Source organism: Haloarcula sp. HT12 (genome assembly GCF_055271655.1).
In genome coordinates this window covers 142,573-165,120 of the sequence record NZ_JBUXKW010000001.1, presented here as the reverse complement: position 1 = coordinate 165,120, position 22,548 = coordinate 142,573, and the positions used below count along the sequence as shown (strand labels likewise).

21 protein-coding genes are annotated in these 22,548 nt (G+C 64.8%); 12 read left to right on the top strand and 9 right to left on the bottom strand.

Annotation, left to right across the window (positions count from 1 at the left end):
- The first annotated feature begins 97 nt into the window (after nucleotides 1-97).
- Genes ACY9XZ_RS00860 through ACY9XZ_RS00850 form a run of 3 tightly spaced genes read left to right on the top strand, consistent with a single transcriptional unit; the run spans nucleotide 98 to nucleotide 2,745 of the window.
- Nucleotides 98-577 carry a GNAT family N-acetyltransferase gene (locus ACY9XZ_RS00860; protein ID WP_463455211.1) on the top strand — a complete coding sequence of 160 codons (480 nt, stop codon included), beginning with the start codon at nucleotides 98-100 and terminating at the stop codon, nucleotides 575-577.
- A 39-nt stretch (nucleotides 578-616) separates the two neighbouring features.
- Nucleotides 617-1,795 carry a DNA primase small subunit PriS gene (gene priS, locus ACY9XZ_RS00855; RefSeq protein ID WP_463455210.1) on the top strand — a complete coding sequence of 393 codons (1,179 nt, stop codon included), beginning with the start codon at nucleotides 617-619 and terminating at the stop codon, nucleotides 1,793-1,795.
- The gene (locus tag ACY9XZ_RS00850; protein ID WP_463455209.1) at nucleotides 1,792-2,745 is read left to right on the top strand and encodes a hypothetical protein; all 954 of its coding nucleotides are present in this window, start codon (nucleotides 1,792-1,794) and stop codon (nucleotides 2,743-2,745) included. Before priS ends, ACY9XZ_RS00850 begins: the two co-directional genes overlap by 4 nt.
- A 20-nt stretch (nucleotides 2,746-2,765) precedes the next feature.
- On the opposite strand, the gene ACY9XZ_RS00845 is transcribed toward ACY9XZ_RS00850, so the two are convergent.
- On the bottom strand, nucleotides 2,766-3,851 hold the full coding sequence (locus ACY9XZ_RS00845; protein ID WP_463455208.1) for a S1C family serine protease: 1,086 nt from the start codon (nucleotides 3,849-3,851) through the stop codon (nucleotides 2,766-2,768).
- A gap of 142 nt (nucleotides 3,852-3,993) precedes the next feature.
- On the opposite strand from ACY9XZ_RS00845, the gene ACY9XZ_RS00840 reads away from it, so the two are divergent.
- Together ACY9XZ_RS00840 and ACY9XZ_RS00835 are read left to right on the top strand one after the other, a co-directional pair.
- Complete coding sequence (locus ACY9XZ_RS00840; RefSeq protein ID WP_463455207.1) at nucleotides 3,994-4,257, top strand: hypothetical protein; 264 nt, start codon at nucleotides 3,994-3,996, stop codon at nucleotides 4,255-4,257.
- A gap of 144 nt (nucleotides 4,258-4,401) precedes the next feature.
- Nucleotides 4,402-7,029, top strand: coding sequence for a heavy metal translocating P-type ATPase (locus tag ACY9XZ_RS00835; RefSeq protein WP_463455206.1), 2,628 nt, complete (start codon nucleotides 4,402-4,404; stop codon nucleotides 7,027-7,029).
- On the opposite strand, the gene ACY9XZ_RS00830 is transcribed toward ACY9XZ_RS00835, so the two are convergent.
- Nucleotides 7,026-8,240, bottom strand: a complete 1,215-nt coding sequence (locus ACY9XZ_RS00830) for an ABC transporter substrate-binding protein (RefSeq protein ID WP_463455205.1) — start codon at nucleotides 8,238-8,240, stop codon at nucleotides 7,026-7,028. The two genes, ACY9XZ_RS00835 and ACY9XZ_RS00830, sit on opposite strands and share 4 nt — an antisense overlap.
- Nucleotides 8,241-8,483: 243 nt before the next feature.
- On the opposite strand from ACY9XZ_RS00830, the gene ACY9XZ_RS00825 reads away from it, so the two are divergent.
- A complete protein-coding gene (locus ACY9XZ_RS00825; RefSeq protein ID WP_463455204.1) occupies nucleotides 8,484-9,203 on the top strand; it encodes a metal-dependent hydrolase in 720 nt (239 codons plus the stop codon).
- On the opposite strand, the gene ACY9XZ_RS00820 is transcribed toward ACY9XZ_RS00825, so the two are convergent.
- Complete coding sequence (locus ACY9XZ_RS00820) at nucleotides 9,200-10,552, bottom strand: sensor histidine kinase (RefSeq protein ID WP_463455203.1); 1,353 nt, start codon at nucleotides 10,550-10,552, stop codon at nucleotides 9,200-9,202. The two genes, ACY9XZ_RS00825 and ACY9XZ_RS00820, sit on opposite strands and share 4 nt — an antisense overlap.
- Before the next feature lie 406 nt (nucleotides 10,553-10,958).
- On the opposite strand from ACY9XZ_RS00820, the gene ACY9XZ_RS00815 reads away from it, so the two are divergent.
- Nucleotides 10,959-11,201 carry a hypothetical protein gene (locus tag ACY9XZ_RS00815; RefSeq protein WP_463455202.1) on the top strand — a complete coding sequence of 81 codons (243 nt, stop codon included), beginning with the start codon at nucleotides 10,959-10,961 and terminating at the stop codon, nucleotides 11,199-11,201.
- Nucleotides 11,202-11,290: 89 nt separating this feature from the next.
- Here ACY9XZ_RS00815 and ilvD read toward each other — a convergent pair whose 3' ends face one another.
- Nucleotides 11,291-13,018 carry a dihydroxy-acid dehydratase gene (gene ilvD / locus ACY9XZ_RS00810; protein WP_463455201.1) on the bottom strand — a complete coding sequence of 576 codons (1,728 nt, stop codon included), beginning with the start codon at nucleotides 13,016-13,018 and terminating at the stop codon, nucleotides 11,291-11,293.
- Between the two features lie 120 nt (nucleotides 13,019-13,138).
- Here ilvD and ACY9XZ_RS00805 point away from each other — a divergent pair, with 120 nt between their 5' ends.
- Both ACY9XZ_RS00805 and ACY9XZ_RS00800 read left to right on the top strand, forming a co-directional pair.
- A complete protein-coding gene (locus ACY9XZ_RS00805) occupies nucleotides 13,139-14,104 on the top strand; it encodes a beta-ribofuranosylaminobenzene 5'-phosphate synthase family protein (RefSeq protein ID WP_463455200.1) in 966 nt (321 codons plus the stop codon).
- 92 nt (nucleotides 14,105-14,196) lie between these two features.
- Nucleotides 14,197-15,300: an NADH:flavin oxidoreductase/NADH oxidase gene (locus tag ACY9XZ_RS00800; RefSeq protein WP_463455199.1), complete on the top strand. Its 1,104-nt coding sequence runs from the start codon at nucleotides 14,197-14,199 to the stop codon at nucleotides 15,298-15,300.
- Between the two features lie 6 nt (nucleotides 15,301-15,306).
- Here ACY9XZ_RS00800 and ACY9XZ_RS00795 read toward each other — a convergent pair whose 3' ends face one another.
- From ACY9XZ_RS00795 to ACY9XZ_RS00775, 5 genes are all read right to left on the bottom strand, one after another.
- Nucleotides 15,307-16,308, bottom strand: coding sequence for a DUF368 domain-containing protein (locus ACY9XZ_RS00795; protein WP_463455198.1), 1,002 nt, complete (start codon nucleotides 16,306-16,308; stop codon nucleotides 15,307-15,309).
- Nucleotides 16,309-16,414: 106 nt separating this feature from the next.
- Nucleotides 16,415-16,666 (bottom strand): DUF7127 family protein, encoded by a 252-nt coding sequence (locus ACY9XZ_RS00790; RefSeq protein WP_463455197.1) that lies wholly within the window; start codon nucleotides 16,664-16,666, stop codon nucleotides 16,415-16,417.
- A 108-nt stretch (nucleotides 16,667-16,774) separates the two neighbouring features.
- Complete coding sequence (locus ACY9XZ_RS00785; protein WP_463455196.1) at nucleotides 16,775-17,263, bottom strand: hypothetical protein; 489 nt, start codon at nucleotides 17,261-17,263, stop codon at nucleotides 16,775-16,777.
- A gap of 138 nt (nucleotides 17,264-17,401) precedes the next feature.
- The gene (locus ACY9XZ_RS00780) at nucleotides 17,402-18,034 is read right to left on the bottom strand and encodes a hypothetical protein (RefSeq protein ID WP_463455195.1); all 633 of its coding nucleotides are present in this window, start codon (nucleotides 18,032-18,034) and stop codon (nucleotides 17,402-17,404) included.
- 393 nt (nucleotides 18,035-18,427) lie between these two features.
- Nucleotides 18,428-19,318 carry a DMT family transporter gene (locus ACY9XZ_RS00775; RefSeq protein WP_463455194.1) on the bottom strand — a complete coding sequence of 297 codons (891 nt, stop codon included), beginning with the start codon at nucleotides 19,316-19,318 and terminating at the stop codon, nucleotides 18,428-18,430.
- Between the two features lie 410 nt (nucleotides 19,319-19,728).
- Between ACY9XZ_RS00775 and ACY9XZ_RS00770 the strand changes: the two genes are divergently transcribed.
- From ACY9XZ_RS00770 to ACY9XZ_RS00760, 3 genes are read left to right on the top strand one after another with little or no spacing between them, the layout of a single operon-like run.
- Nucleotides 19,729-20,760 (top strand): metal ABC transporter substrate-binding protein, encoded by a 1,032-nt coding sequence (locus ACY9XZ_RS00770; protein ID WP_463455193.1) that lies wholly within the window; start codon nucleotides 19,729-19,731, stop codon nucleotides 20,758-20,760.
- Entirely contained in the window at nucleotides 20,760-21,497 is a 738-nt protein-coding gene (locus tag ACY9XZ_RS00765; protein ID WP_463455192.1) for a metal ABC transporter ATP-binding protein, read from the top strand. The genes ACY9XZ_RS00770 and ACY9XZ_RS00765 overlap by 1 nt, the downstream gene beginning before the upstream one ends.
- The gene (locus tag ACY9XZ_RS00760) at nucleotides 21,497-22,516 is read left to right on the top strand and encodes a metal ABC transporter permease (RefSeq protein WP_463455191.1); all 1,020 of its coding nucleotides are present in this window, start codon (nucleotides 21,497-21,499) and stop codon (nucleotides 22,514-22,516) included. Before ACY9XZ_RS00765 ends, ACY9XZ_RS00760 begins: the two co-directional genes overlap by 1 nt.
- The last annotated feature ends 32 nt before the right edge of the window (nucleotides 22,517-22,548 follow it).

Below are 22,548 nucleotides of genomic sequence, written 5' to 3'. Positions count from 1 at the left end.
GTCCGTTCAACGGTGTCCGAGCCGTTCGCTGGTCCTCCCAGCGGCCCATCTCTGTAGGCGGTGGAATTATATCCACGCCTCCACTACTTATACGGCAGTGAGCGTCAACATCGAGACACAGATCGTCGAACGCGGGGACGACGAACACGTCGACGCGGCGTGGCGGCTCAAGGAAGACATCCGCGAGTCCGACGGGGTGCTCCGACAGCGGCGGGGGTTCTTTCGTGACGCCTACCGGCGGTCGACCACCTATCTCTACATCGACCGGTCGACGGACCGCCTCATCGGCTTTGCCGCCGTTCGCCGCGACGGCTACATTCTCTTTCTCGCAGTCGACGACGAGTACAGGGGTCACGGCTTCGGCAAGCGACTCGTCGCCCGCGTCGCCGAGGACTACGGCAGCGTGACCTGCCACGCCCGGGCGACGAATCGGGAGGCCATCGGCTTCTACAAACACATCGGCTTCGAGATCCGGCGGCGCATCGACAACTACTACGAGGACGGCGGCGACGCCTACTACCTCAAGCTCGGCGAGGACACGATCACGGACAAACTGTCGAAGTTCCTGCGTAGCTAAGCGAACGCTTTTCAAGGGACCTCCCCAACGAGGTAGCCGATGGAAGAGCGGACCCGCGCGTACCTCCGTGGCCGGTTCGGCGACCACTACCGACAGGCATCGGTGACGCCGCCACCGGCCGCCAACGAGCGCGAATGGGGGTTCATCCCGTGGACCGAAGGCCCGGGCGAGACGATGGTCCGCCATCGCTCGCTGCTGGACCTGGGCGAGATCGAGGACTTCCTCGGCCGCCGGAAGCCCCGCCACGTCTACTTCTCCGCGGGCCGCTACGACGAACCGAGCGCCTCCACGATGTCGGACAAGGGCTGGCGCTCGTCGGACCTGGTGTTCGACCTCGACGCCGACCACCTGCCCTCGGTGGTGCTGGGCGAGGACAGCTACGCCGAGATGCTCGAAAAGTGCAAGGATGCCCTCCTGCGGCTACTGGATTTCCTCGAAGACGACTTCGGCTTCGAGGACCTGACGGTCGTGTTCTCCGGGGGCCGGGGCTACCACGTCCACGTCCGCGACAAGCGCATCCGTCATCTGGAGCGGGACGCGCGCCGGGAAGTCGTCGACTACGTCCGCGGCATCGGCCTGGAGTTCGACGAACTCGTCGACGAGGAGTCCGTCGCCGGGACGGCCGGCCGGTCCAGTCCGGCACAGAAACGGACGCTCTCGACGGAGGGCGGCTGGAGCGCCCGCGCACACCGTCACATGCTCGCTGTCGTCGACGATCTGCTTGCCATGGAGGAAGCGGACGCGCTCGACCGACTGCAGGAGTACGACGGCATCGGGGAGGGGAAGGCGACGGCGGCGCTGAACGCCGCCCGGTCGAACTACGAGCAACTGGAAGCCGGGAATATCGACGTGCATCCGGCGTTCTACCAGCTGGCGAAGATTCTGCTCCACGAAGTTGTCGCGGCGGACAACGCACCGATAGACGAACCGGTGACGACGGACACGAACCGGCTCATCCGCCTGCCCGGGTCGCTGCACGGCGGCAGCGGGCTGGAAGTCCAGCGCATCGACCGCGAGGACATCGACGCGTTCGACCCGCTTGTCGACCCCGTGCCGGAGACGTTCCGGGGCCACGACATCACCGTCGAGGTGACCGACGGGGGGCTCGTCGAGCTGGATGGCGATAGCTTTACACTGGAGGCGGGTAATCAGACTGTACCAGAGCACGTGGGCGTGTTTCTCATGGCCCGCGGGCGAGCCGAGAAGGGGAAGGAATGAACGTAGACGAGCTACAGTCCGTCCAATCGCGTGAGCGCCAGACCGACCAGCTCCAGCAGCTGCGCGAGACGTTCTACGAGGACGCCGGGGGGTTCATTCAACAGCTCCGGGAGGAGCGCGACCGCGCGGCCGAGCGCGCCGAGGACCCGTTCGACTCGCCCGAGGTCAACCGCCTGACAGACGATATCAAGACTGCCGAGCAAACCGTCGAAGCCGTCTACGAACGGCGCGTCGGCAAAATCGTCAAGATGGCGTCGCTGGCCGCGGCGGACATGCCGACTGAGGATGACGGCCTGACACGGGAAGAGCGGGACCTGTTCGAGACGATGGTCGAGGCCATCGAGTCCAACCGGGGCCACGTCCTCGACGTGATTGCGGGGGAGGCCCCGACCGGCACGGTCGGCGACGAACCGGACTCGGACAACAGGGAAGTCCCAGACCCGGCACCCCACCAGGAGACAAGCACGCCGGACGCGGTATCGACTGACGAGCCTGAATCGACAGTAGCCCCCGAACCGGGCGTCGACGCCGCCGACATGATGGGCAGCGGCGGCGATCAGTCGCCGACGACAGAGGAATCAGATGCACCGACGCCGCCGCCCGACCTAGACACGGACAGCAATCCCACTGCCGCCGGCCAGTCCGACTCGGCGGACGTGCCGGCCGGCGGTGATGACGTCCCCGTCCCACCGGCCGAACCCGATGCCGAGTCCGACCCCGGCCCGGCAGCGGACCCGGCGCACGCAGACGGCGGCCAGCAGTCACCGGCCGGTTCTGACACACCTGGGGCCGACGTGGACCGGCGGACGGTCCGCATCACGGACGACGTGGGCGAGATATTCGGCGTCGACCAGCGCGAGTACGACCTCTCGACGGACGACGTGGTGACGCTGCCGGCCGACAACGCGGACCCGCTGGTCGAACAGGACGCCGCCGAGCCGCTCGAATAGCTGTTTCAGTTTTCCGATCACTACGGCTCCGGGCGTGACCCGAGCGTGAGTTCGACCGTCTCCTGTGTCCCGTCGCGCTCGATCAGTACGTCGACCGTCTCGCCGGGGCTGGTTTCCAGCGCGAGAAAGCTTCCAAGCGCCTGCCGCGTCGGCGTCGGTGTGTCGTTCATTTCTCTGACCACGTCACCGCCAGTGGGAATCTCCGTCCCGGAGATCGTCGTGCTCCCGTCGCTGCCCTGGAGGACGCCCGCCGCCGGGCCACTGTCGAGGATGCGGTCGATATACACCCCAGAGGCGGGGTCGAGGTCGTTCGCCTGGGCGATTCGGGGCGACACGCTCTGGAGTCCAACACCCATGTACGGGTGGTCGTAGTCGCCGCTCTGGATGAGCGACGGCACGACGCGCTGGGTGAGCGGGGCCGAGATGGCGAAGGCGACGTTGTCGCCGCCGCCGGAGTTGATGACGCCGACCACGTCACCCGCAAGCGTGACCAGCGGGCCGCCGCTGTTACCCGGGTTGACCGGTGCGTCTGTCTGGACCGCGTCCGCGATGGAGAAGTTGTTCGCGCTCTGGAGATTGCGGTCGACGCCGCTGACGATGCCAGCGGACACCGACCCGGACAGCCCGAAGGGGTTCCCGATGGCGACGACTTCGGTCCCGACCGTCGGTTCGCTCTCGGCAAACGACAGGGGCGTCACGTCCGGCGTCGCGTCAATTTGGAGGACTGCCAGGTCGCTGTACACGTCCGCGCCGACGACGGAGGCCGAGCGCCAGCCGGTGTCGGCAAAGCGGACGTGGTACTCGTCGCCGCCCGCGACAACGTGTTCGTTCGTGACGATGTGTTCGTCGTCGATGAGGAAGCCGCTCCCCTGTCCTCCGCGGGTGTCTTCGGAGTACACTCTGATAGAGACGACGGCGTCGGCGACCTCCCGATACACGTCGGCGTAGACGCTATCGGACTGCGCAACGGCGTCGGCCGACGCCGACTGATCGGCGGCATCACCGGCTGATTCGCTGCTGGTCCCGGGACTCTGACAGCCAGCCGCGGCCGCGACGGCTGTCCCGAGGGCACCTAACATCGCCCGGCGCGTGAGAGACTGCTTCATACTGGGGCGTAGGCCTGGGTTGCGAAAAAGGCACGGTCGAGCCCCGCCGTCGTTGACGATTGCACAACAGCTATGCAACCTTGCAGTTCGATCCCCGAGAGCGGGCACAAACTACAATCGTCCCGATATCATACGGGGGGGCATGGCAGAGGACTCATCGGGCACAAAAATCCCCACACCGGGGTTCGTGTTGCCCGGCCTGCGATGTGGTGTCGAGATGGCACTCGTCGGGACAATCGTGCTGCTCATCGGTCTCCCGACCGAGGAGCCGATACGGCTTGGAATCGTCTTCCTGTCGGCACTGCTGGCGATGACTGTGGTACTGTTCTGGGCGGTTGGCCGGCATATGCGTCGCTGGATCCGCTACGCACAGGGGAAGCCGACCCGGAATACGCCGTTCGACTGAGCGGACAGTCGATCCAGTCATGCTGACAGCACTGTCGATCTCGGCCGAGTTAATAATCCATCCCGCATTACTTATCAACTTATCCCAGTTCAGCCCCCGAAATTAGCAGCCGAATTAATAAGACAGGGTATCCTAGCGCCGGTAATGACGGAGTCCGACGGCTGTTCGGATGGCGGATGTGACGGCGCGAGTGCTGACGGCCCCCCGACGGCGACGGACTCGGGTGGCCGAGCGGGCGTCGCACAGCTGTCCGTTCCGGAGATGGACTGTCCGTCCTGTGCGGGAAAAGTGGAATCCAGCGTCCGGGACCTGCCGGGCATCGGGGCCGTGAACACACAGATAGCGACGGGTCGGCTCACCGTCGAGTACGACGAGGCCGAGACGGACGTGGACGCGATAGCGGCGCGCGTCGAAGCGGCGGGCTACACCGTCGCGGACGACGGGGGCGAGACCGTGCGGTTCAGCGTCCCCGAGATGGACTGTGCCTCGTGTGCCGGCAAAGTCGAGAGCGCGCTGGGGAAGGTCGACGGTATCAGAGCCGTCGAGACGCATCCGACCACCGGGACAGCCGTCGTGACGTACGACCGGAACGCGACGACGGAGGGAGACATCGTGGCGGCTATCGAGAGCGCCGGCTACGAGGTCACGGAGAGGACCGGCGAGGGCGAGACGGCGACCGGGCAGACGGACGAGAACGCCTCGATCTGGACCAGTCCCCGGGCGCTGAAGACGTGGGTCAGTGGCGTGTTCGTCGCCCTGGGTCTCGTTTTCTTTTTGGAGTTCCTGCTGCCCGGTGCGAACACACAGGTCGGCAGCGTTCTCGGGTCGCCGCTGTACGTCGACGATATGCTGTTTCTCATCGCGGTAGCGACCGGCGGCCAGGAGATCCTGCGCGGCGGCTACTACTCCCTGCGGAACCGGAACCTGGACATCGACCTGCTGATGTCTATCGCTATCCTGGGCGCGCTCACCGCGAGCCTGGCCTTCGGTGAGGCGCTGTACTTCGAAGCCGCGACGCTGGCGTTCCTGTTCAGCGTCGCGGAGTTGCTGGAACGCTACTCGATGGACCGGGCACGGAACTCCCTGGAGGAACTGATGGACCTCTCGCCCGACGAAGCGACGGTCAAGCGCGACGGGACCGAGCGGGTCCTGCCCGTCGACGACGTACAGGTCGGTGATGTGGTCGTCATCAGGCCCGGCGAGAAGATTCCGATGGACGGCGAGGTCATCGACGGGACCAGCGCGGTGAATCAGGCACCGATCACCGGCGAAAGCGTCCCCGTCGACAAGACCGAGGGCGACGAGGTGTACGCCGGGACGATAAACGAAGAGGGGTATCTGGAAGTGCAGGTCACGGCGGCAGCAAGCGACAACACCCTCTCGCGCATCGTCCAGATGGTCGAGGACGCCCAGTCGAACAAGACCGAGCGCGAGCAGTTCGTCGAGCGCTTCTCGTCGTACTACACGCCGGTCGTCGTCGCGTTCGCCGCTCTGGTGACGCTGACGACCCCTGCCGTGTTCGGGGTGGCGTGGTCGACCGCCGTCGTGTACGGTCTGACGTTGCTGGTGCTTGCCTGTCCCTGTGCCTTTGTCATCTCGACGCCAGTCTCCGTAGTGTCGGGCATCACCAGCGCCGCGAAAAACGGCGTGCTGATCAAGGGCGGGAACCACCTCGAAGCGATGGGTGCGGTCGACGTGGTGGCCTTCGACAAGACGGGGACGCTGACGAAAGGTGAACTCACCGTCACCGACGTGATACCGCTGAACGGGAACACTGAGGACGAGGTCCTGCAGTGTGCCCAGGGGCTCGAACAGCGCAGCGAGCACCCCATCGGCGAGGCTATCGTCGCGGAGGCGGGCACGGCCGGCGTCGAAAGCGCCGACATCGACGACTTCGAGAGCATCACCGGCAAGGGCGTCCGGGCGGACCTCGACGGGACGCCTCACTACGCCGGGAAGCCGGGGCTGTTCGACGACCTCGGCTTCGACCTCTCGCACGTCCACGCGACCACCGACGGGGGCGTCGTCACCAGGACGGCCCAGCAGATCTGTGAGCGCAACAACTGTCTGGACCTGCTTGCCGACACCGTCCCGGAACTCCAGGCCGAGGGGAAGACGGTCGTCATCGTGGGTACGGACGAGGAGATAGAGGGGGTCATCGCCGTCGCCGACGAGGTTCGCCCGGAGGCGAAGGCGGCCATCTCCCGACTCCGAGAGCTGGGCGTCGAACGGACGGTGATGCTCACCGGCGACAACGAACGCACTGCAGGGGCTATCGCCCGGGAGGTCGGCGTCGACGACTACCGGGCCGAACTCCTGCCCGACGAGAAGGTCGCCGCTATCGAGGACTTGGTCGCGGAGTACGACGGGGTCCACGAGCAGCAGTCGTGGGTTCGCCGGACGCAGTCCGGCGGTGTCGCCATGGTCGGAGACGGCATCAACGACGCGCCGGCGCTTGCGAGCGCGACCGTCGGCGTCGCGATGGGGGCTGCCGGGACGGACACGGCCCTCGAAACGGCCGACATCGCGCTGATGAGCGACGACCTGTCGAAGCTCCCGTACCTCTACAAACTGGCCAACGACGCCAACGGCGTCATCCGGCAGAACATCTGGGCCAGCCTGGCGGTCAAGGCCGGCCTCGCGGTCGCCGTCCCGTTCGGCTACGTTCCCATCTGGGCCGCTGTGCTCGCGGGCGACGCCGGTATGACGACGGCAGTGACCGGCAACGCGATGCGGCTCTCGCGGATTCGACCGGACAGCGACGACAGCTAAATATCGCCGGCCCGGATGTCGGCGAGCCGCTGGCGGTCGTACAGCTGTTCGTCCCGGTCAAACTCCGCAGGGAACAGCTGTTTCGCGGCCCGCTCCGTCTTCGAGAGGTTGATAATCGGTCCCTGGTACATCCCGCCGGCCGGGTACACGTCGCCGTTCTGCACGGCGGTGAGCTGACTCGCCGTGTCGTGGTTCTGGAGGAACGAGACGTACGTCTCCTCGAACGCCGAATGGGAACGATGGTTGTCGGTGTACAGCATCAGTACCTCGGGGTCGATCTCAAGGAGCGGTTCGTAGTCGATTGTCCCCCGGTCGGAGGTGAAGCTCTGAATCTCGCTCCCGGCGAGAGCGTCGCTTACCCCCAAATCGTGCCAGTGCTTGTACGCCGTCCGGTCGCCGAGCCGATACGGGTAGAACGTTTCTGGCTCCGTTGACGCCGGCGAGAGGAGGGCAATTTCCGGACGCTGGTCTTCGGCTGGAAGTCGCTCCTGAACCCGGTCGAGGAACTCGTCGTGAAGGGTCGAGAGCGCCTCGAAGCGCTCCTGTCGCTGGAACACCGCGGCGACTTTCTCGGTCGCTTCGTAGAGGCTGTAGTACGGGTAGCTCTCGTGCCAGGAGTACGTCGAGAAACTGGTGTTGCCACAGAACGGGCCAACGCGCTCGTGCATTTCCTCGACGTCCGACTGGTCCCAGTCTGGGATCAGATTCGCCATGTAGTTGGGGTCGATGAAATGCACGCCGGCGTCGATTTCGAGTACCAGTTCCTTCGAGATGCCGTCCTGCCAGAGGGACACCATCTCGTCTTTCGATGGCGAGAGCCCCGGCACGTCTTCGTAGTGCCACGTGCGATACTCCCCCGTGAGAACGATCGCACTGGGCTTGTCAAGCCCCAGCGCAACACCCATGTCCGCCCAACTGGCGTTTTCTGCGACCCACGTCTGTGGCACTGCATCGAAGGTCACCTCGCCCGCCGGTTCGATAGTGACGCTGTAGGACCCGTCCGTGGTCGGTTCGTCAGCGGCCGTCGAATCCGCCGGAGTTGACTCTGCCGCCGTTGACGAGGTTGTGTCCGTATTTGTCTCCGATTCCGCCGAACCTGAACCGCTGCCTCCCCTACACCCGGACAGCAATCCGCCACCGATGACCGTGCCGCCGTAGGCGACGTACTCGCGTCGTGTCAGGGCCGACTCCTCGTTTGATCTGTTCGACATAGATTTAGGCTAGCCTAAAAATTATAAAATATCTTCGGTTTCTGCAACTGAGTGCCCGTCTGGAACCGGCGCGGATGCCAGCAATCCGTAACTGTCACCAGAGAAACCAGTTCGAAAGGGGTTCGAATCAATCCGTCGGGACGACGTGGCTGTGTCAGCGGCTACTGATATCCGCAGTCGGCACCCATTCAGCACCGCCGCAGTGTACTATTAAGTGGACGCCGGGAGTAGCGTGCATCCGACATGGAGCTCACATGGTACGGCCATTCGACGTGGCACGTCACAGTCGACGACACCGAGTTGCTCATCGACCCGTTTTTCGATAACCCCAAGACCGACACCGACCCCGAGGAACTAGATCCGGACTACGTGTTGTTGACCCACGGCCACGCCGACCACATCGGCGACGTGGACCGCTACGAGGGCAGCGGGCTCGTGGCCACGCCCGAAGTCGTCGAGTACTGCGAGGACAACTTCGGCGATTTCGACGCCGTCGGCGGCATGGGGATGAACCTCGGCGGCACCGTCGAGATCGGCGACGCCTTCGTCACGATGCATCGGGCCGACCACACGAACGGCATGGACACCAGCTACGGCACGAGCGGCGGGATGCCAGGTGGGTTCATTATCTCGGACACGAAGCCGACACAGGTCAGCGACAAGGAATCGACGACGTTCTACCACGCCGGCGACACCGGCCTCATGACGGAGATGCGCGACGTCATCGGGCCGTTCCTCGAACCGGACGCCGCGGCGGTGCCGGTCGGCGATCACTTCACCATGGGGCCGATGCAGGCCGCCGTCGCCGTCGACTGGCTGGACGTCGACTACGCGTTCCCGATGCACTACGATACGTTCCCGCCGATCGAAATCGACACGCAGGACTTCGTCAACGAGGTCAAAGGCACCGGTAGCGACACCGAGGTCCACGTCCTCGAAGGCGACGAGACCTTCGAACTCTAGTCCGGTCGTTCCACGTCGGTCACGGTGAACCGTGCGCCGCCCTCTTGGCTGTCATCCACCGACAGCGACCAGCCGTGTTCCTTCGCGATCCGGTTGGCGATATAGAGCCCGAACCCGCTGTTTTCTTTCTCCGAGGCATACCCCGCCTCGAACACCCGGTCCGGCGGCGAGACGTCGACGCCGGGACCGTCGTCCGCGACGAAAAACCCGGACGACGTAGCGCCGACGCGAACCGCAACGTCGGAGCCGCCGTGTTCGATTGCGTTCGATAACAGGATCTCCAGGAACAGTCGCATCGATTCCGAATCCGCCAGCAGTCGCCTGTCGGACGTGACTTCGAGCGACGCCGCTTCGAACGACAACGAACTCCACACGTCCCAGACGACCGTCGAGAGCCGCAGTCCCTCGGGCGTGAACTCCGGCGAGTTGTTCGAGGCCAGCGAGACGACCTTGTCGACAATCGCGGCGAGTCGGTCGATGGAGTTCTCGACGGCTGCCATGTGCTCGTCGTCGACGTCGATTTGCGAGAGATGGCCGGTCGACACCTGGAGTTCATTCCGGAGTTCGTGTGCGGCCAGCAGCGCCACTTTTCGGAGGCGTTCGTTCTGCTGCCTGAGGAGGCGCTCGCGTTCTCGCTGGTCGGTGATGTCCTGGGTGATTCCGATCAGGCCGGCCAGGTCGCCGGTCTCGTCGTACCAGGGAACCTTCGATGTCCGGAGGTGTTTCTCCATCGACGGAGAGAACTCGTGGACGTCCAGTACGTCGGTCTCGTCGTTGATGACCTGCAGGTCGTCGCCGCGGGCCGCATCCAGATACGCTGTCCCGGCGGGCAGTCCGTCCTCGTCTCGCCGGCCGAGCAGTTCCGGGGGCGCGTACGACGAGTCGTTGAGCAGCACGTAGTGCCTGTCAGTATCCTTCACGAACAGGTGTTCGGAGTTCCGTTCGAACATCGTGGCGAGAATCGTCTCGGGTCGTGAGACCGGACGGGCCGCCATCGTCTCGCTGCTGTCGAGTGCCTCGCCGACGGCGGCAGCCAGCGCCGGCGATCCGAGGTCGTCGTCGCCGACTGTCCGAATACAGTCTCCGCGGTCGGCTTCACTCCCGTACATAATCACGGGGAGGTTCGGATAGAGGCCGGTGGCTGCCGCCGCCAGATGGCCGCCCGCCATCCCGCCACACGTCACCGGGACGACGAGGCAGTCAGTCGCAGTCCGTAGCAGTGTCGTATCGACGTGTTCGGGTTCGGTCGTCCGGACCGTCGCGTCGATTGCCGCCTGTTCGAGTACCGCCTGTAACCGCTCTCCGGCAGCAGTCTCGGTAGCGACGAGGAGGACGGTCGGCGGGGACATCGACACGCTCACGGTTTGCACCGGGGTTGTAAATAGGTTTAGTAGTCATGAAACCAGCGGAACAGGACGCGGTAACGGGACGGATCGCTACTACTGATCCCAGACGCCGTTTTCCACAGCGAGCGGTCAGATTCTGAACCGGCCGGTTACTCGCCTCTGCAGGGCGCTATCGGGCGACGGCTCATCCTGTCAGCTGTACGTCTGTGAAGAATATCGCTCTCTGGGGGTCGCGAACATCTTGAAACGGTTTCAGCCGACAGTATTACTCGAAGCGGTGCGCTCCGACCAGCAGTGGCGGGGTGACACCTCTTTGCGGGCGTTCGGCAGCGTCGGTGGGGCGGCACATCATGGTTCCCAATTGAGAAGAGTCACAACATCCGAGTATCCGGACGACGTACAGTCGGACGTGTCCGAAACGTACGTATGTGCCCGATGCCAGGCCGAAGTCGAGCGGAGCTTCGAGGTTCGGTCGATAATCAGGACCTGTGATAACTGTGGCGAGAACGGTCGCTTCCTCCACAGAGACCTGGTCGAATCTCTCTCAGCGATCGCCACGGAGAACCAGCCGGACGGCTGGGAGCAGATGACACTGGACGAGCGGTTCGAAGCGGCGCTCAAAGAGGGACTCATCACGGTCACGCGGCAGTGAGTCCCGGTTTCGTCGTACGAGGCCGCTCCGGTTTCGGCGGTACGTTCCGTGAGTCGAGGTCGTAACTCGGGCCAGACGATACCGGTTTCTCAGTCCCACTTCGCGCCGGGGTTCGTCACCGCACCGTTGGCGGCGGAGCCGAAGTCGCTGTGGTACTTCGCCAGCACACCGCTGTCGTAGGTCGGTTCGGGGTCGTAATCTTCGAGGCGCTGCTCTATCTCGTCCTCGGTGAGATCGACCGACAGTTCGGTGTTGTCGATGTCGATGGTGACGGTATCGCCGTCCTCCAGGGCGGCGATGGGGCCGCCGACGAACGCCTCGGGGGCAACGTGGCCGATGGAGAAGCCACGGGTCGCGCCGGAGAAGCGGCCGTCGGTGAACAGCGCCACGTCCTCGGCGTGGCCCTGGCCGGCGACGGCCGAGGTGACGCCGAGCATCTCGCGCATGCCGGGCCCGCCCTGGGGCCCCTCGTTACGGATACAGATCACGTCGCCGGACTCGACGTTGCCTTCCTGGACGTACTCCATGGCGTTTTCCTCCTGCTCGAACACGCGGACCGGCCCCTCGTGGTGGAGGTGGTCCTCGCCGGTGATCTTGATGACCGAGCCGTCTGGCGCGAGGTTGCCCGAGAGGATGCGGATCGCGCCGCGCTCGTGGATCGGGTCCTCGACCGTGTGGAGGTAGTCCACGTCGAGGTCTTCGATGGCCGGCGGGTCGATGCGTTCGAGTTCCTCCGCGATTGTGTTGCCCGTGACGGTGAGTTCGTCACCGTGGAGCAGGCCGGCGTCGTGCAGCGCCTTCAGGACGACCGGGACGCCGCCGACCTCGTGGAGGTCGTTCATGACCTTCTCGCCGCCGGGCTGGAGGTCGGCGATCTTGGGCGTCCGGGCGCTGATCTCGTTGAACGTCTCGATGTCGAGGTCGATACCGGCCTCCGCCGCCAGCGCGAGCAGGTGGAGGACGGCGTTGGTCGATCCGCCGACCGCGACCTGCAGCGCGATGGCGTTCTCGAAGGACTCGCGGGTGAGGAAATCGGAGGGGCGGCGGCGTTCCTGAACTACCTCGACGGCGAGTTCGCCGGCCCGGCGAGCCTCCTCGTAGCGGGACTCGTGTTCGGCCGGCGGGGAGGCCGACCCCAGCGGCGCGAAGCCGAGTGCCTCGGAGATAGAGGCCATCGTGTTCGCGGTGAACATCCCACCACAGGAGCCCGCACCGGGGCAGGCGTGGCGTTCCATCTCGTCGAGTTCGCCCTCGCTCATCTCGCCATCGGCGACCGCGCCGACGCCCTCGAAGACGTTCTGGATAGTGACCTCGCGGCCGTCGTGCTCGCCGGGCATGATCGACCCGCCGTACAGGAAGACGCTGGGCAGGTCCGTCCGGATGGCGGCCATCATCATCCCGGGCATGTTCTTGTCGCAGCCGCCGATGGTGACGATGCCGTCCATGCGCTCGCCGAAGGTGACGAGTTCGACGGAATCGGCGATGATCTCACGCGAGATGAGCGACGCCTTCATTCCCTCGGTCCCCATCGAGATGGCGTCGGAGATGGTGATCGTGCCGAACTCGATAGGCATCCCCTCCGTGTCGTCGATGCCGTCGTAGGCAGCATCTGCCACGTCGTCCAGATGGACGTTACACGGCGTGATGTCGGCGGCGGGGTTCGCGATGCCGATCATCGGCGAGGACAGGTCCTCGTCGTCGTAGCCCATCGCGCGGAACATCGCGCGGTGCGGGGCTTTCTCGTATCCCTCCGTCACCTCGGTACTCCGGAGTTCCGGGTCCTTCTCCGGACGCTCTTGCCGTTCCTGCTTGCTCATAGTTGAGCGTCGCCGTGAGCGACCTTAAATAACTTGTACTCGCGGTAACGTCCCACGTGGAGCACGGCGAAACCGACCGGTGGCAGTAGCTTCTTTTCCATCGGGGGCTTCCCCCGGCGTATGCCGACGGTCACGACCGCCGCGCGACTCCACTTCGGGTTTCAGAACCTCTCGCTCGCTCACGAGCGCCTCTACGGCGGCGTCGGGCTCGCGCTCGACGAGCCGCGGCTGACCGTCGAGGCGACCCGTGCCGACACGGTCCAGTGTGACGACGCGGCGACCGAACCGTACGTCCGACGCGTCGTCGACGCGCTCGACGTACCCGGCGCGGATGTCTCCGTCGACGAGCGCTTCCCACGACACGTCGGCCTCGGGAGCGGCACGCAGCTCTCGCTGGCGACGCTCATCGCCGTCGTTCGGGCATACGACCGGACCGCCGACGCCCGGACCTATGCGCCGCAATTGGGCCGGGGCGGCCGGAGCGGCATCGGCGTCGCGGCGTTCGAAGCAGGGGGGTTCGTCGTCGACGGCGGGCATCCGACCGAGCGGTTCACCGCCGAGCCGCCGGCCGAGGGCGACTGGGATGTGCCGCCGGTGCTCGCACACCACGACGTTCCCGCGCACTGGCGCTTCGTCGTCGTCGTGCCGGACACCGACCCCGGCCAGAGCGGAGACGCGGAGGACCAGAGCATGCGCCAGGCCGTCGAGCGTGCCGACCCCGGCATCGCCGACCAGATCTCGACGCTGCTGACCCGACGGCTCCTCCCCGCGATTGCCACCAGGGACCACGGCGACTTCGGCCATGCCGCGGCGCGACTGGGGCGGCTCAACGGCGCGTGGTACGCCGACGAACAGGGCGGCGTTTACCGACCGCCGGCCGGCACGCTCGTCGATTCGCTGTCGAGCGCCACGGTCATCTCGGGGGCCGGCCAGAGCTCCTGGGGGCCGACCGTCTGGGGGCTGACGACCTCGGACCACGTCCCGGAGGCCCGCGAGGCCGGCGTGCTGGCACTCGACGACGCCGGCGTCGAGGGGACTGTCCGAGTTGTCGCGCCCCGGAACACCGGTGCCTCGCTGATAGAGTAGGCTCGCCGGAACTGTTGGCGGAATCGACGGAACTAACGACGACTCTTGCAGCCGCCAGTGCGGTTATCCGTCTCGGCGGCGAACCCTCGCCGATGACTGCACTGTTCTCACCGCTGGAGCTCCGCGAGACGACCGTCCCGAATCGCGTCATGGTTTCCCCGATGTGCCAGTACTCATGTGAGGCCCGCGACGGCCTCGCCACCGACTGGCACCGCACCCACCTCGGCTCCCGCGCCGTCGGCGGCGCGGGACTGGTCATGACCGAAGCGACCGCCGTCGAAGCCCGTGGCCGCATCTCCCCGGAGGATCTGGGAATCTGGAGCGACGAGCACGCCGCGGCGCTGGAACCGATTACGGAGTTCGTCAGCGATCAGGGCAGCGTGCCGGGCATCCAGCTCGCCCACGCCGGCCGGAAGGCCGCCACGTCGCGCCCGTGGGACGGCCACGACCCGCTCCAGCCCGACGAGGGCGGCTGGGACGTCGTCGGCCCGAGCGACGATCCGTGGCCCTACGAGGACGGCGACGCGCCGCCGACGACGGGGCTCGACCAGGATGGCATCGAGGACGTCATCGACTCGTTCCGTGCAGCCGCCGAACGCGCGCTCGACGCCGGCTTCGAGGTCGCCGAGGTCCACGCCGCCCACGGGTACCTCCTGCACGAGTTCCTCTCGCCGGTGACGAACCACCGCGAGGACGACTACGGCGGCGACTTCGAGGGACGCACGCGGCTTACCCGCGAGGTCACCGCCGCCGTCCGCGAGGTCTGGCCCGACGACAAGCCGGTGTTCGTCCGGGTCTCGGCGACGGACTGGCTCCCTGACCGTGACTCCTGGACCGTCGACGATTCCGTGCGACTGGCGGACCAACTCGCCGACGTGGGCGCGGACCTCATCGACGTGAGCGGCGGCGGCATTCACCCCGAATCCCGGCCGGAGTACGCCGGCCCGAACTACCAGCTTCGATACGCTGAGCGGATTCGCGAGGAAACCGAGTCGGACATCGCCGTCGGCGCTGTCGGCGGCATCACGACGCCCGAACAGGCCGAAGCCGTCATCGCCAACGACCGGGCCGACATGGCTATTGTCGGCCGCGAACATCTCCGGGACCCGTACTTCGCGATGACCGCGGCGAAGGAACTCGACGCGACCGACGAGATCGAGGGGCCGCCGCAGTACCGTCGTGCCTGGGGCTTCTGAACCGGATTAGACCTTATCGAGGTCGAGGTCGACCGCGTACCAGTCGAGCGCGAGCAGGAAGGCCGCGCCGACGGCGGCGGCGGCGACGAACGCGATGACCACGTCGGTCGAGAACCCGACTTCACGCCGGACTTCGACGACGGGGGCCCGGAGCGCGCCGACGACGAGCGCAACGAGGAAGGCAAGCGTCGCCCGGCGGTTGTAGTCCAGCGCACGGCGGACGACGCGTGCGATGGTGAACAGGCCGACCAGCCCTCCGATAATGAACGTCACGACCGGGATGGCTGTCGTGGTCACGTCCTCGACAGTGCCGCCAGTGGCGAGCGCGATGAGTGCGTCCACGAACTCGCTGAGCGCCGTCGACATGCGGGTGTACTGCCCGAGGATGATGAGCAACAGCGACCCCGAGATGCCGGGCAGGATCATCGCGCTGACGCCGATCATGCCGGCGAGGAAGACGAGCGCGATGCCGCCGCCGTCGGTGGCGGCGTTCGACACGCCGGAGACGAAAAAGGCGAGGAGGAAGCCGACGACGCCGGCCCCTATCTGGAACGGCGACTCGACCGTGAGACTGCGCAGTAACACCACCGCCGAAGCGGCGATAAGCCCGAAGAAGAACCCAAAGAGAAGCGCCGGCGTCTCCTGACTGGCGATGTGAACGATCCGCGTCACGATGACGACGGCGGTTGCGACACCGCCGACCAACGCGAGGAGGAACCAGATGTCGAGTTCGAGGAGTTCCGCGAACGCACCACGCGGGTCAACGCCGCCGTCTAACGGGGTGAGCGCGCGGAGAAAGCGGATTATCCGCGCCGGGGAGACGGCGGTAATCGCGGCGATGAGCCGCTCGTAGATCCCGGCGATGAGCGCGATTGTCCCCCCGGAGACGCCGGGGACGCCGTCCGCACTACCCATACAGAGGCCGATGAGAAACGTTCGAATCCACGCACGAAGCGGCGGCACCGAGCCCCGAATCGTCGGTAGGTCCCGGTCAGGAGGGGTGGTCATCACTGAACGCTTCCAGCATCACGCTCAAATCCCTTGTGGAGTCGGTTCGTGTTGTGAAACTGTCACAACTACAAAGCTGTAACTGAAAACACAGTCTGCGACCGCGTTAGCTCCGATGCGATAGGGTGAGCACGCCGTTCCGGAGTGTCTGGGCCGCGCCCCCGGCCGGCAGATCGATATCGAACTCCGTCTGGAGGTGTGGAGCGTCGATAGCAACGATTGCCTCCGTTCCGATAACGTCGACTGTCACGTGGTCGTCGCTGACCTGCAGGGAGTTGAGGTCGACAGCGACCGTCCAGCCGTCGTCGTGGTCGGTGTGCGAGACGTGCAGCGGCGACCGTTCAGTTTGTGCATCCATTCGTCAACCATGGGTACGTGTTACATACATAAAGGTCCCCGTTCGGCGCGTGCCAATCCTCCGAGTTCTATTGGGCCGGACAGGTCGGTGGGGCGACACGATTCGACATCATGTGTACAGGCCAGTCGCCACCACGAGTCGGACGTACCCAACCCAGGCGACCTGAACGACCGGAGCCAGGAAAACCGCCGCCGTCGCCCGGATCTGTCGACCGTCAGCACGGGCCGCCACCCCGTACATCGCCGTCAGCGACGTAACGAACCAGAGGAACAGCCCGAGGTCGTAGACGACCATCTCCGTGCCCGTCAGCGACCGGGGGAGGGAGTAGTTGACCGTGCCGAGATACACCCCAATCATCGCGGACCCTGACCCGACGAGCCCCCAGACTGCGAGTCCGGCGATCCGCTGGTACGTCGCCGCTCGGACGTGGAGATACAGCAGGGTCGCTGTCGCCGGCGCGGTCACGAGTATCGGAACCGGTCCGGCGCGAACAAACAGGAACTGGTCGATCAGATGACCGACAAGCCCGAGGCCGAGAGCGACCGCTGCGGGCACCGGTGATATTCGTGACTGTCGCCGATGTCTGAGTTCACGCATACACTGGTACCGGGTGACAGGGACAAATAGATAGGGTGGCACACTCGTGGACGGAAGTGGCCACCGTTGACAGGGCCGGGGTGTCGTCAAGTTTCGGCCCACGGCGACCGACAGCCGCCACGCTATCCGTGACCGACATCACGGTGTCTCGGTTTCGACGGTGATATCGTCGATGTAGTGGGTCGCATCACCTTCCCAGATGACGCTCGTCCCGAGTGCGACGTACATGGTGTCCGTCGACAGCTCGGGTGTCGTCCACTCGAAGGTGTACTCCCGCCAGCCGTCGGCCAGCCACAGCGGTTCCCGGAGCCCGCCGTACGGCGTCTGTCCGAGGTCTGTGGTGTTCACGCCGGGTTGTGGGAAGTCCTCCTCGACCTCCGGCGGCTCCGGTCCGAGCCGCATCACCGCGTCCCGGAGCGTGTTGAAAGACTCCGATTCGCTCCAGAACTGGGCGCTGACCGTCATCTGATAGGCTTGTCCGGACTCGACTGAGATCGGGTGGACGCCCCAGGTCACGCCGTCGTCGTAATCGCCCTCGTTCCAGATGCGTAGCGAGCGGTCGCCGGACGCCGCCTCTTCCCCGGAGACGCCAAACTCCCACTCGAACTCCGAGAGTTCGACCTCCGGGCCGATAGCCGCGCCGCTCTCCCAGTCGCCGAGGCCGTCCTCGAATCCTTCCTCGAAGGCCGGTTCCGTAGACTCGCCCATACAACCGGCAACAGTCGCGGCACCGGCCGCTACGCCCGCCCGGAGCATGTCACGGCGTAACATTGTATTGGCTGTCCTGTCGTGCACTTATAATCGGTGGGGTGGGCCGAATCCGGCCGCCGCCGGCAGTCCACTGTCGACGATCCGACTCCAATTTCGGGATGCTGTCCCGTGATACAGTCCCGAGCCACAAAAAATAGCCTCCATCGCTTGTTATCGGTCGTATGGCGCCGGCGAGACGGACTGTTCTTGCTGTATTGACCGGCGTTTTACTGTGGCCTGTTCGGCACCCAGCGACAACGGAGAGACACCGACGACAAGCCCATCAAGGGATTCATCCACCTCGGAAGCCACGTCGGTGCCGGGATTGCGCTCCTGCTCGGTGTGGTAGTGCTCGCGCTCCCGTCCGTTCTGTAAGCAAACCCTCTCTCGAAGTGACCCGCGATAGCAGCGATATCAGCCCTGGACGACCAACACGACGCCGGCGACGACGAGCACTGTCGCTCCGACCAATCGTGCCGTCACGTGCTCGTCGTCCTGTAGGAAAACCGCCGCGCCACCGACGACGAACAGCGTGCTGGTGCCCAGAACGGGGGTGACGACACTGACCGGTGTCCGAGCGAGTGCCGCGTAGTACGCCAGCAGGTACACGGTGTTAGCGACGCTCGCAACGATGAGCCAGCGGTTCACGCCGAGGCGGTCCCGCGGGGAACCACGCGCTGCCCGCCAGAGGAAATACAGCCCGAAGCCCGCGGCCGCCGCGGCCACGCGGACGGTGACGCCCACCAGCGCCGACGTTCCCTCCGCGAACCCCAGTTTGGTGAAAATCGGGTCGATACCGAGAAGCAGCGCCGCGGTGAGCGGAAACGCCAGGGACACCCACAGCTCCCGGCCGGTCGATACGGTCGGGCTGTCCCGCGATTCGAGTGTGACCGCGACGCCGCCAGCGATGAGGAGGACGACGCCGGCAAGCAGCGTCGCCGTCACCTGCTCGTCGAGGACGAGGACCGCAGCGCCGACAGCAAACAGCGGGAGCAGTGCTTTCAGCGGTTCGGTGCGGCTGGCTCCGAGGCGGGCGATGCCGACGAAATAGCAGTACCGAGCTATCAGCGAGCCCAGCAGCCCCGAGACGGCAAAGGCCACGAGTGAGACCGGCGTGATGCCGTATTCCGGATATTCGCTGACCCCTGCCACGGGGACCAGCACGAGGAGGTTCACCGCGTACATGACCCCGATGACCGATGAAACCGAGTGGGTCTTGGTCCCCACCCGGACAGCGAGGCTCTGGACTGCGAGGCCGACAGCCGCCAGCACCGCGAACCCGACACCCGCGAGGGGACTGGGCATTCCTACCGGGCATTCACACTCCCGCGGTTTGACGGTTCGGAACGCCCTGTCCGTACGTGCCGATATCGTGGACCCACAGGTGGCTGTGGCGGCTCCCGAATGTCTGACACTCTCTTGCAGGAAATTTGTTAACACAAACGTATCGGACTGTTGTATCCAGTCTCTTTGAGATGGGTCTGAATATCTCCCCGTCCTGAACGTCTCGATAACGGAGCGGCTTCGGGACGACCTTGCTGTCGTGCGGGGGAAAACGGCTACACCGAACGAAGTAGCGACCGTGGGCCGATCACTGGGGAAGAGCCAGTACTCACTCTATGCTAACTAACCAACGAATCCAATCAATTATTAATATCCAATCAACTCTCAAACGGAAAAGTTATTATATACACAATCCAAATTAATAACTATCGATGGAACTCACCAGACGACGGCTGCTGTCGGTAACCGCAACAACGGCCGGTACGGGCATGCTGACAGGGTGTTTGGGTGGTGAATCAGCCGCTGGGTCGGAACCTGAGGCTACGACAGCCCGAGCCTCGTTTTTCGTGTTTGGAGACGTAACCGAGCAAGTCGCCGGTGAGACAGCAACGGCTGACCTGCTCGTTCCGATCGGACAGCACGGGCATGGGTGGGAGCCAGGTCCGAGCGTTCGTGAAGACATCCGGGATGCCGACCTGTTCGTCCACGGAATGCCCGGCTTTCAACCCTGGGTCGACGATATCAAGACTGATCTGGAAGCAGACGGGGCAGACGTGACGACGGTAGACGCAAGTGCTGGACTCGATTTGCTGGCGGCCGGTGAGGGTCACGACCACGAGGAAGACCACGAAGACGAACACACTGACGAACACGAAGACGCACACGAAGAGGAGCATGCGGACGAACACGAAGAGCACGACCACGGCTCCGGAACGGATCCACATTTCTGGATGGACCCGCTGCGTGTAAAGGAGGCAACAGGCAACGTCCGGCAGGGGCTCGTCGACGTCGACCCCGATAACGCGGACGCGTACGCAGAGAACGCCGACGACTTCCGTGACGAACTCGACGCGCTCCACGGGCAGCTAAAGGAACTGATCGCCGATGCGTCGAAGGACGTCATCCTCGTCGCCGGGCACAATTCTCTGCAGTACTTTGGTGACCGGTACGGTGTGACAGTTCAGGCCCTCACGAACGTCTCGCCCGACGATCGGCCGACACCTCGGGACATAGAACGTGCACAGGAGGTCATCGACACGCACGGTCTGGAGTACATCTGTGCGGACCCGCTCGAATCACAGCAGGCCGCAAACCAACTCGTCGAGGAAACCGATGCCAAAGAGGTACTGCCGTTGACTGCGATGCCGGGACTAACCGACGAGTGGGAGAGCGAGGACTGGGGATACGTCGACGTCATGGAAAACGTAAACCTTCGGACGCTCGAACGCGCACTGGACGCATAATGGCACTTCTTGAAGTGAGCGACGTCACGTTCTCCTACGGCGACCGTCCGGTCGTCGACCGTGTGTCGCTCGAGGTCAAGTCGGGCGAGTTTCTCGGTCTGGTCGGGCCCAACGGGTCGGGAAAAACGACGCTGCTCGAACTGATGATCGGATTGCGCCGCCCCGATAGCGGGACCGTGACGCTGTTTGGCGACCCGGCACACAAGTCCAAGAACGGCGAACGGATCGGGTTCGTCCCGCAGGACGTAACCAACACCAAAGGAGAGATGCCGATAACCGTTCGAGAGGCTGTCCGGATGGGCAGATACCCGCACAAACTGACGGGACGGTTCACACAGGACGACCGCGACGCTATCGACACCGCGTTGCGACGGGTCGAAATTGCCGACCTCGCCGACCGGCGTATCGGTCGACTCTCGGGCGGGCAACGCCAGCGAGCGTTCATCGCCCGCGCTCTCGCTTCGGAGGCAGATCTCCTCGCACTGGACGAGCCGACCGTCGGCGTCGACGCCGAGTCCCGTGAGGCGTTCTACGATCTCCTCCACCAACTGAACCAGGACGGCATCACGATAGTTCTCATCGAACACGACATCGGTATCGTCACGACACACGCTTCGGAGATCGCCTGTCTCAATCGGGAACTGTTCTTCCATGGCGACCCGGAGACGTTCGTCGAAACTAACGCACTGGCAGATGCATACGGCGGCTCCCAGTCCGTTGTCCACCACCAGCACTGATGATCGTGGCCATCCTCTCCCGATTCATCGCCTTGCAGTCACTCGACCGCAGCATCGGGTTTGTCCTCGACGACCTGTGGGGGACAGTGCTCGATATCTTGGCTGCTCTCACGGGGATCGATATGTTGGGGTCCCCGTTCATGCAACGAGCCTACTTGGCCGCGATCTGTATCGCGGTCATCGGCCCCCTCGTTGGGAGCTTTCTGGTCCACCGAGAGATGGCGATGATCGGCGATACGCTCGCACATTCGGCGTTTGCCGGCGTCGCTGCGGGACTGTTCGTTAACGCCACGTTTGGAATTGTGGTCGCACCGCTACTGACCGCATTGCTTGTTGCCGCTATCGCCGCACTACTCGTACAGACGCTCGTCGACTACGCTGGTGCGTATCGCGATACGTCACTGGCTATCGTGTTGACGGGATCGTTCGCGGTCGGAAGCGTGCTCATCACCGCGACTGACGGCGGAATTGCCGTCGGCATCAACGCATACCTCTTCGGTTCGCTTGCGACCGTCTCCCGGGTGAACGCTGCGATACTGCTGGTAATGAGTGTGATCGTGACCCTCGCCGTCGCTGTCGCGTATCGACCATTGGTCTACGTCACGTTCGACGAGACCGGCGCCCGTGCCGCTGGCCTGAACGTCACTCGTTACAACCAGCTACTGGCCGTGTTGACGGCCGTTGTCGTCGTCGGGGCAATGCAGATCATGGGCGTCATCCTGGTCGCCGCGATGCTCGTGATCCCCGTCGCGGCAGCGACTCCCGTTCGCGGATTCAAGCGATCGATCGGGGCAGCCGTCTGTGCCGGCCTTCTCGCCACGACTGCCGGTGTGACACTGTCGTATCTGTACGATGTCGCCGCTGGCGGGACGATCGTCATCGTCGCCATCGGTATCTACGCAGTGGCGAAGGTCGGCGTTCGGGCCCGTCAAAACGTGTTACGCTGGCAACGAACTCACACGAAATCTGTGTCCGTATCGGGGACTGTCAAACCGGACGGCGGAGACGACGACGAATGAACGCCCGCTCGGGACCGACGGCCGGCAGTCAC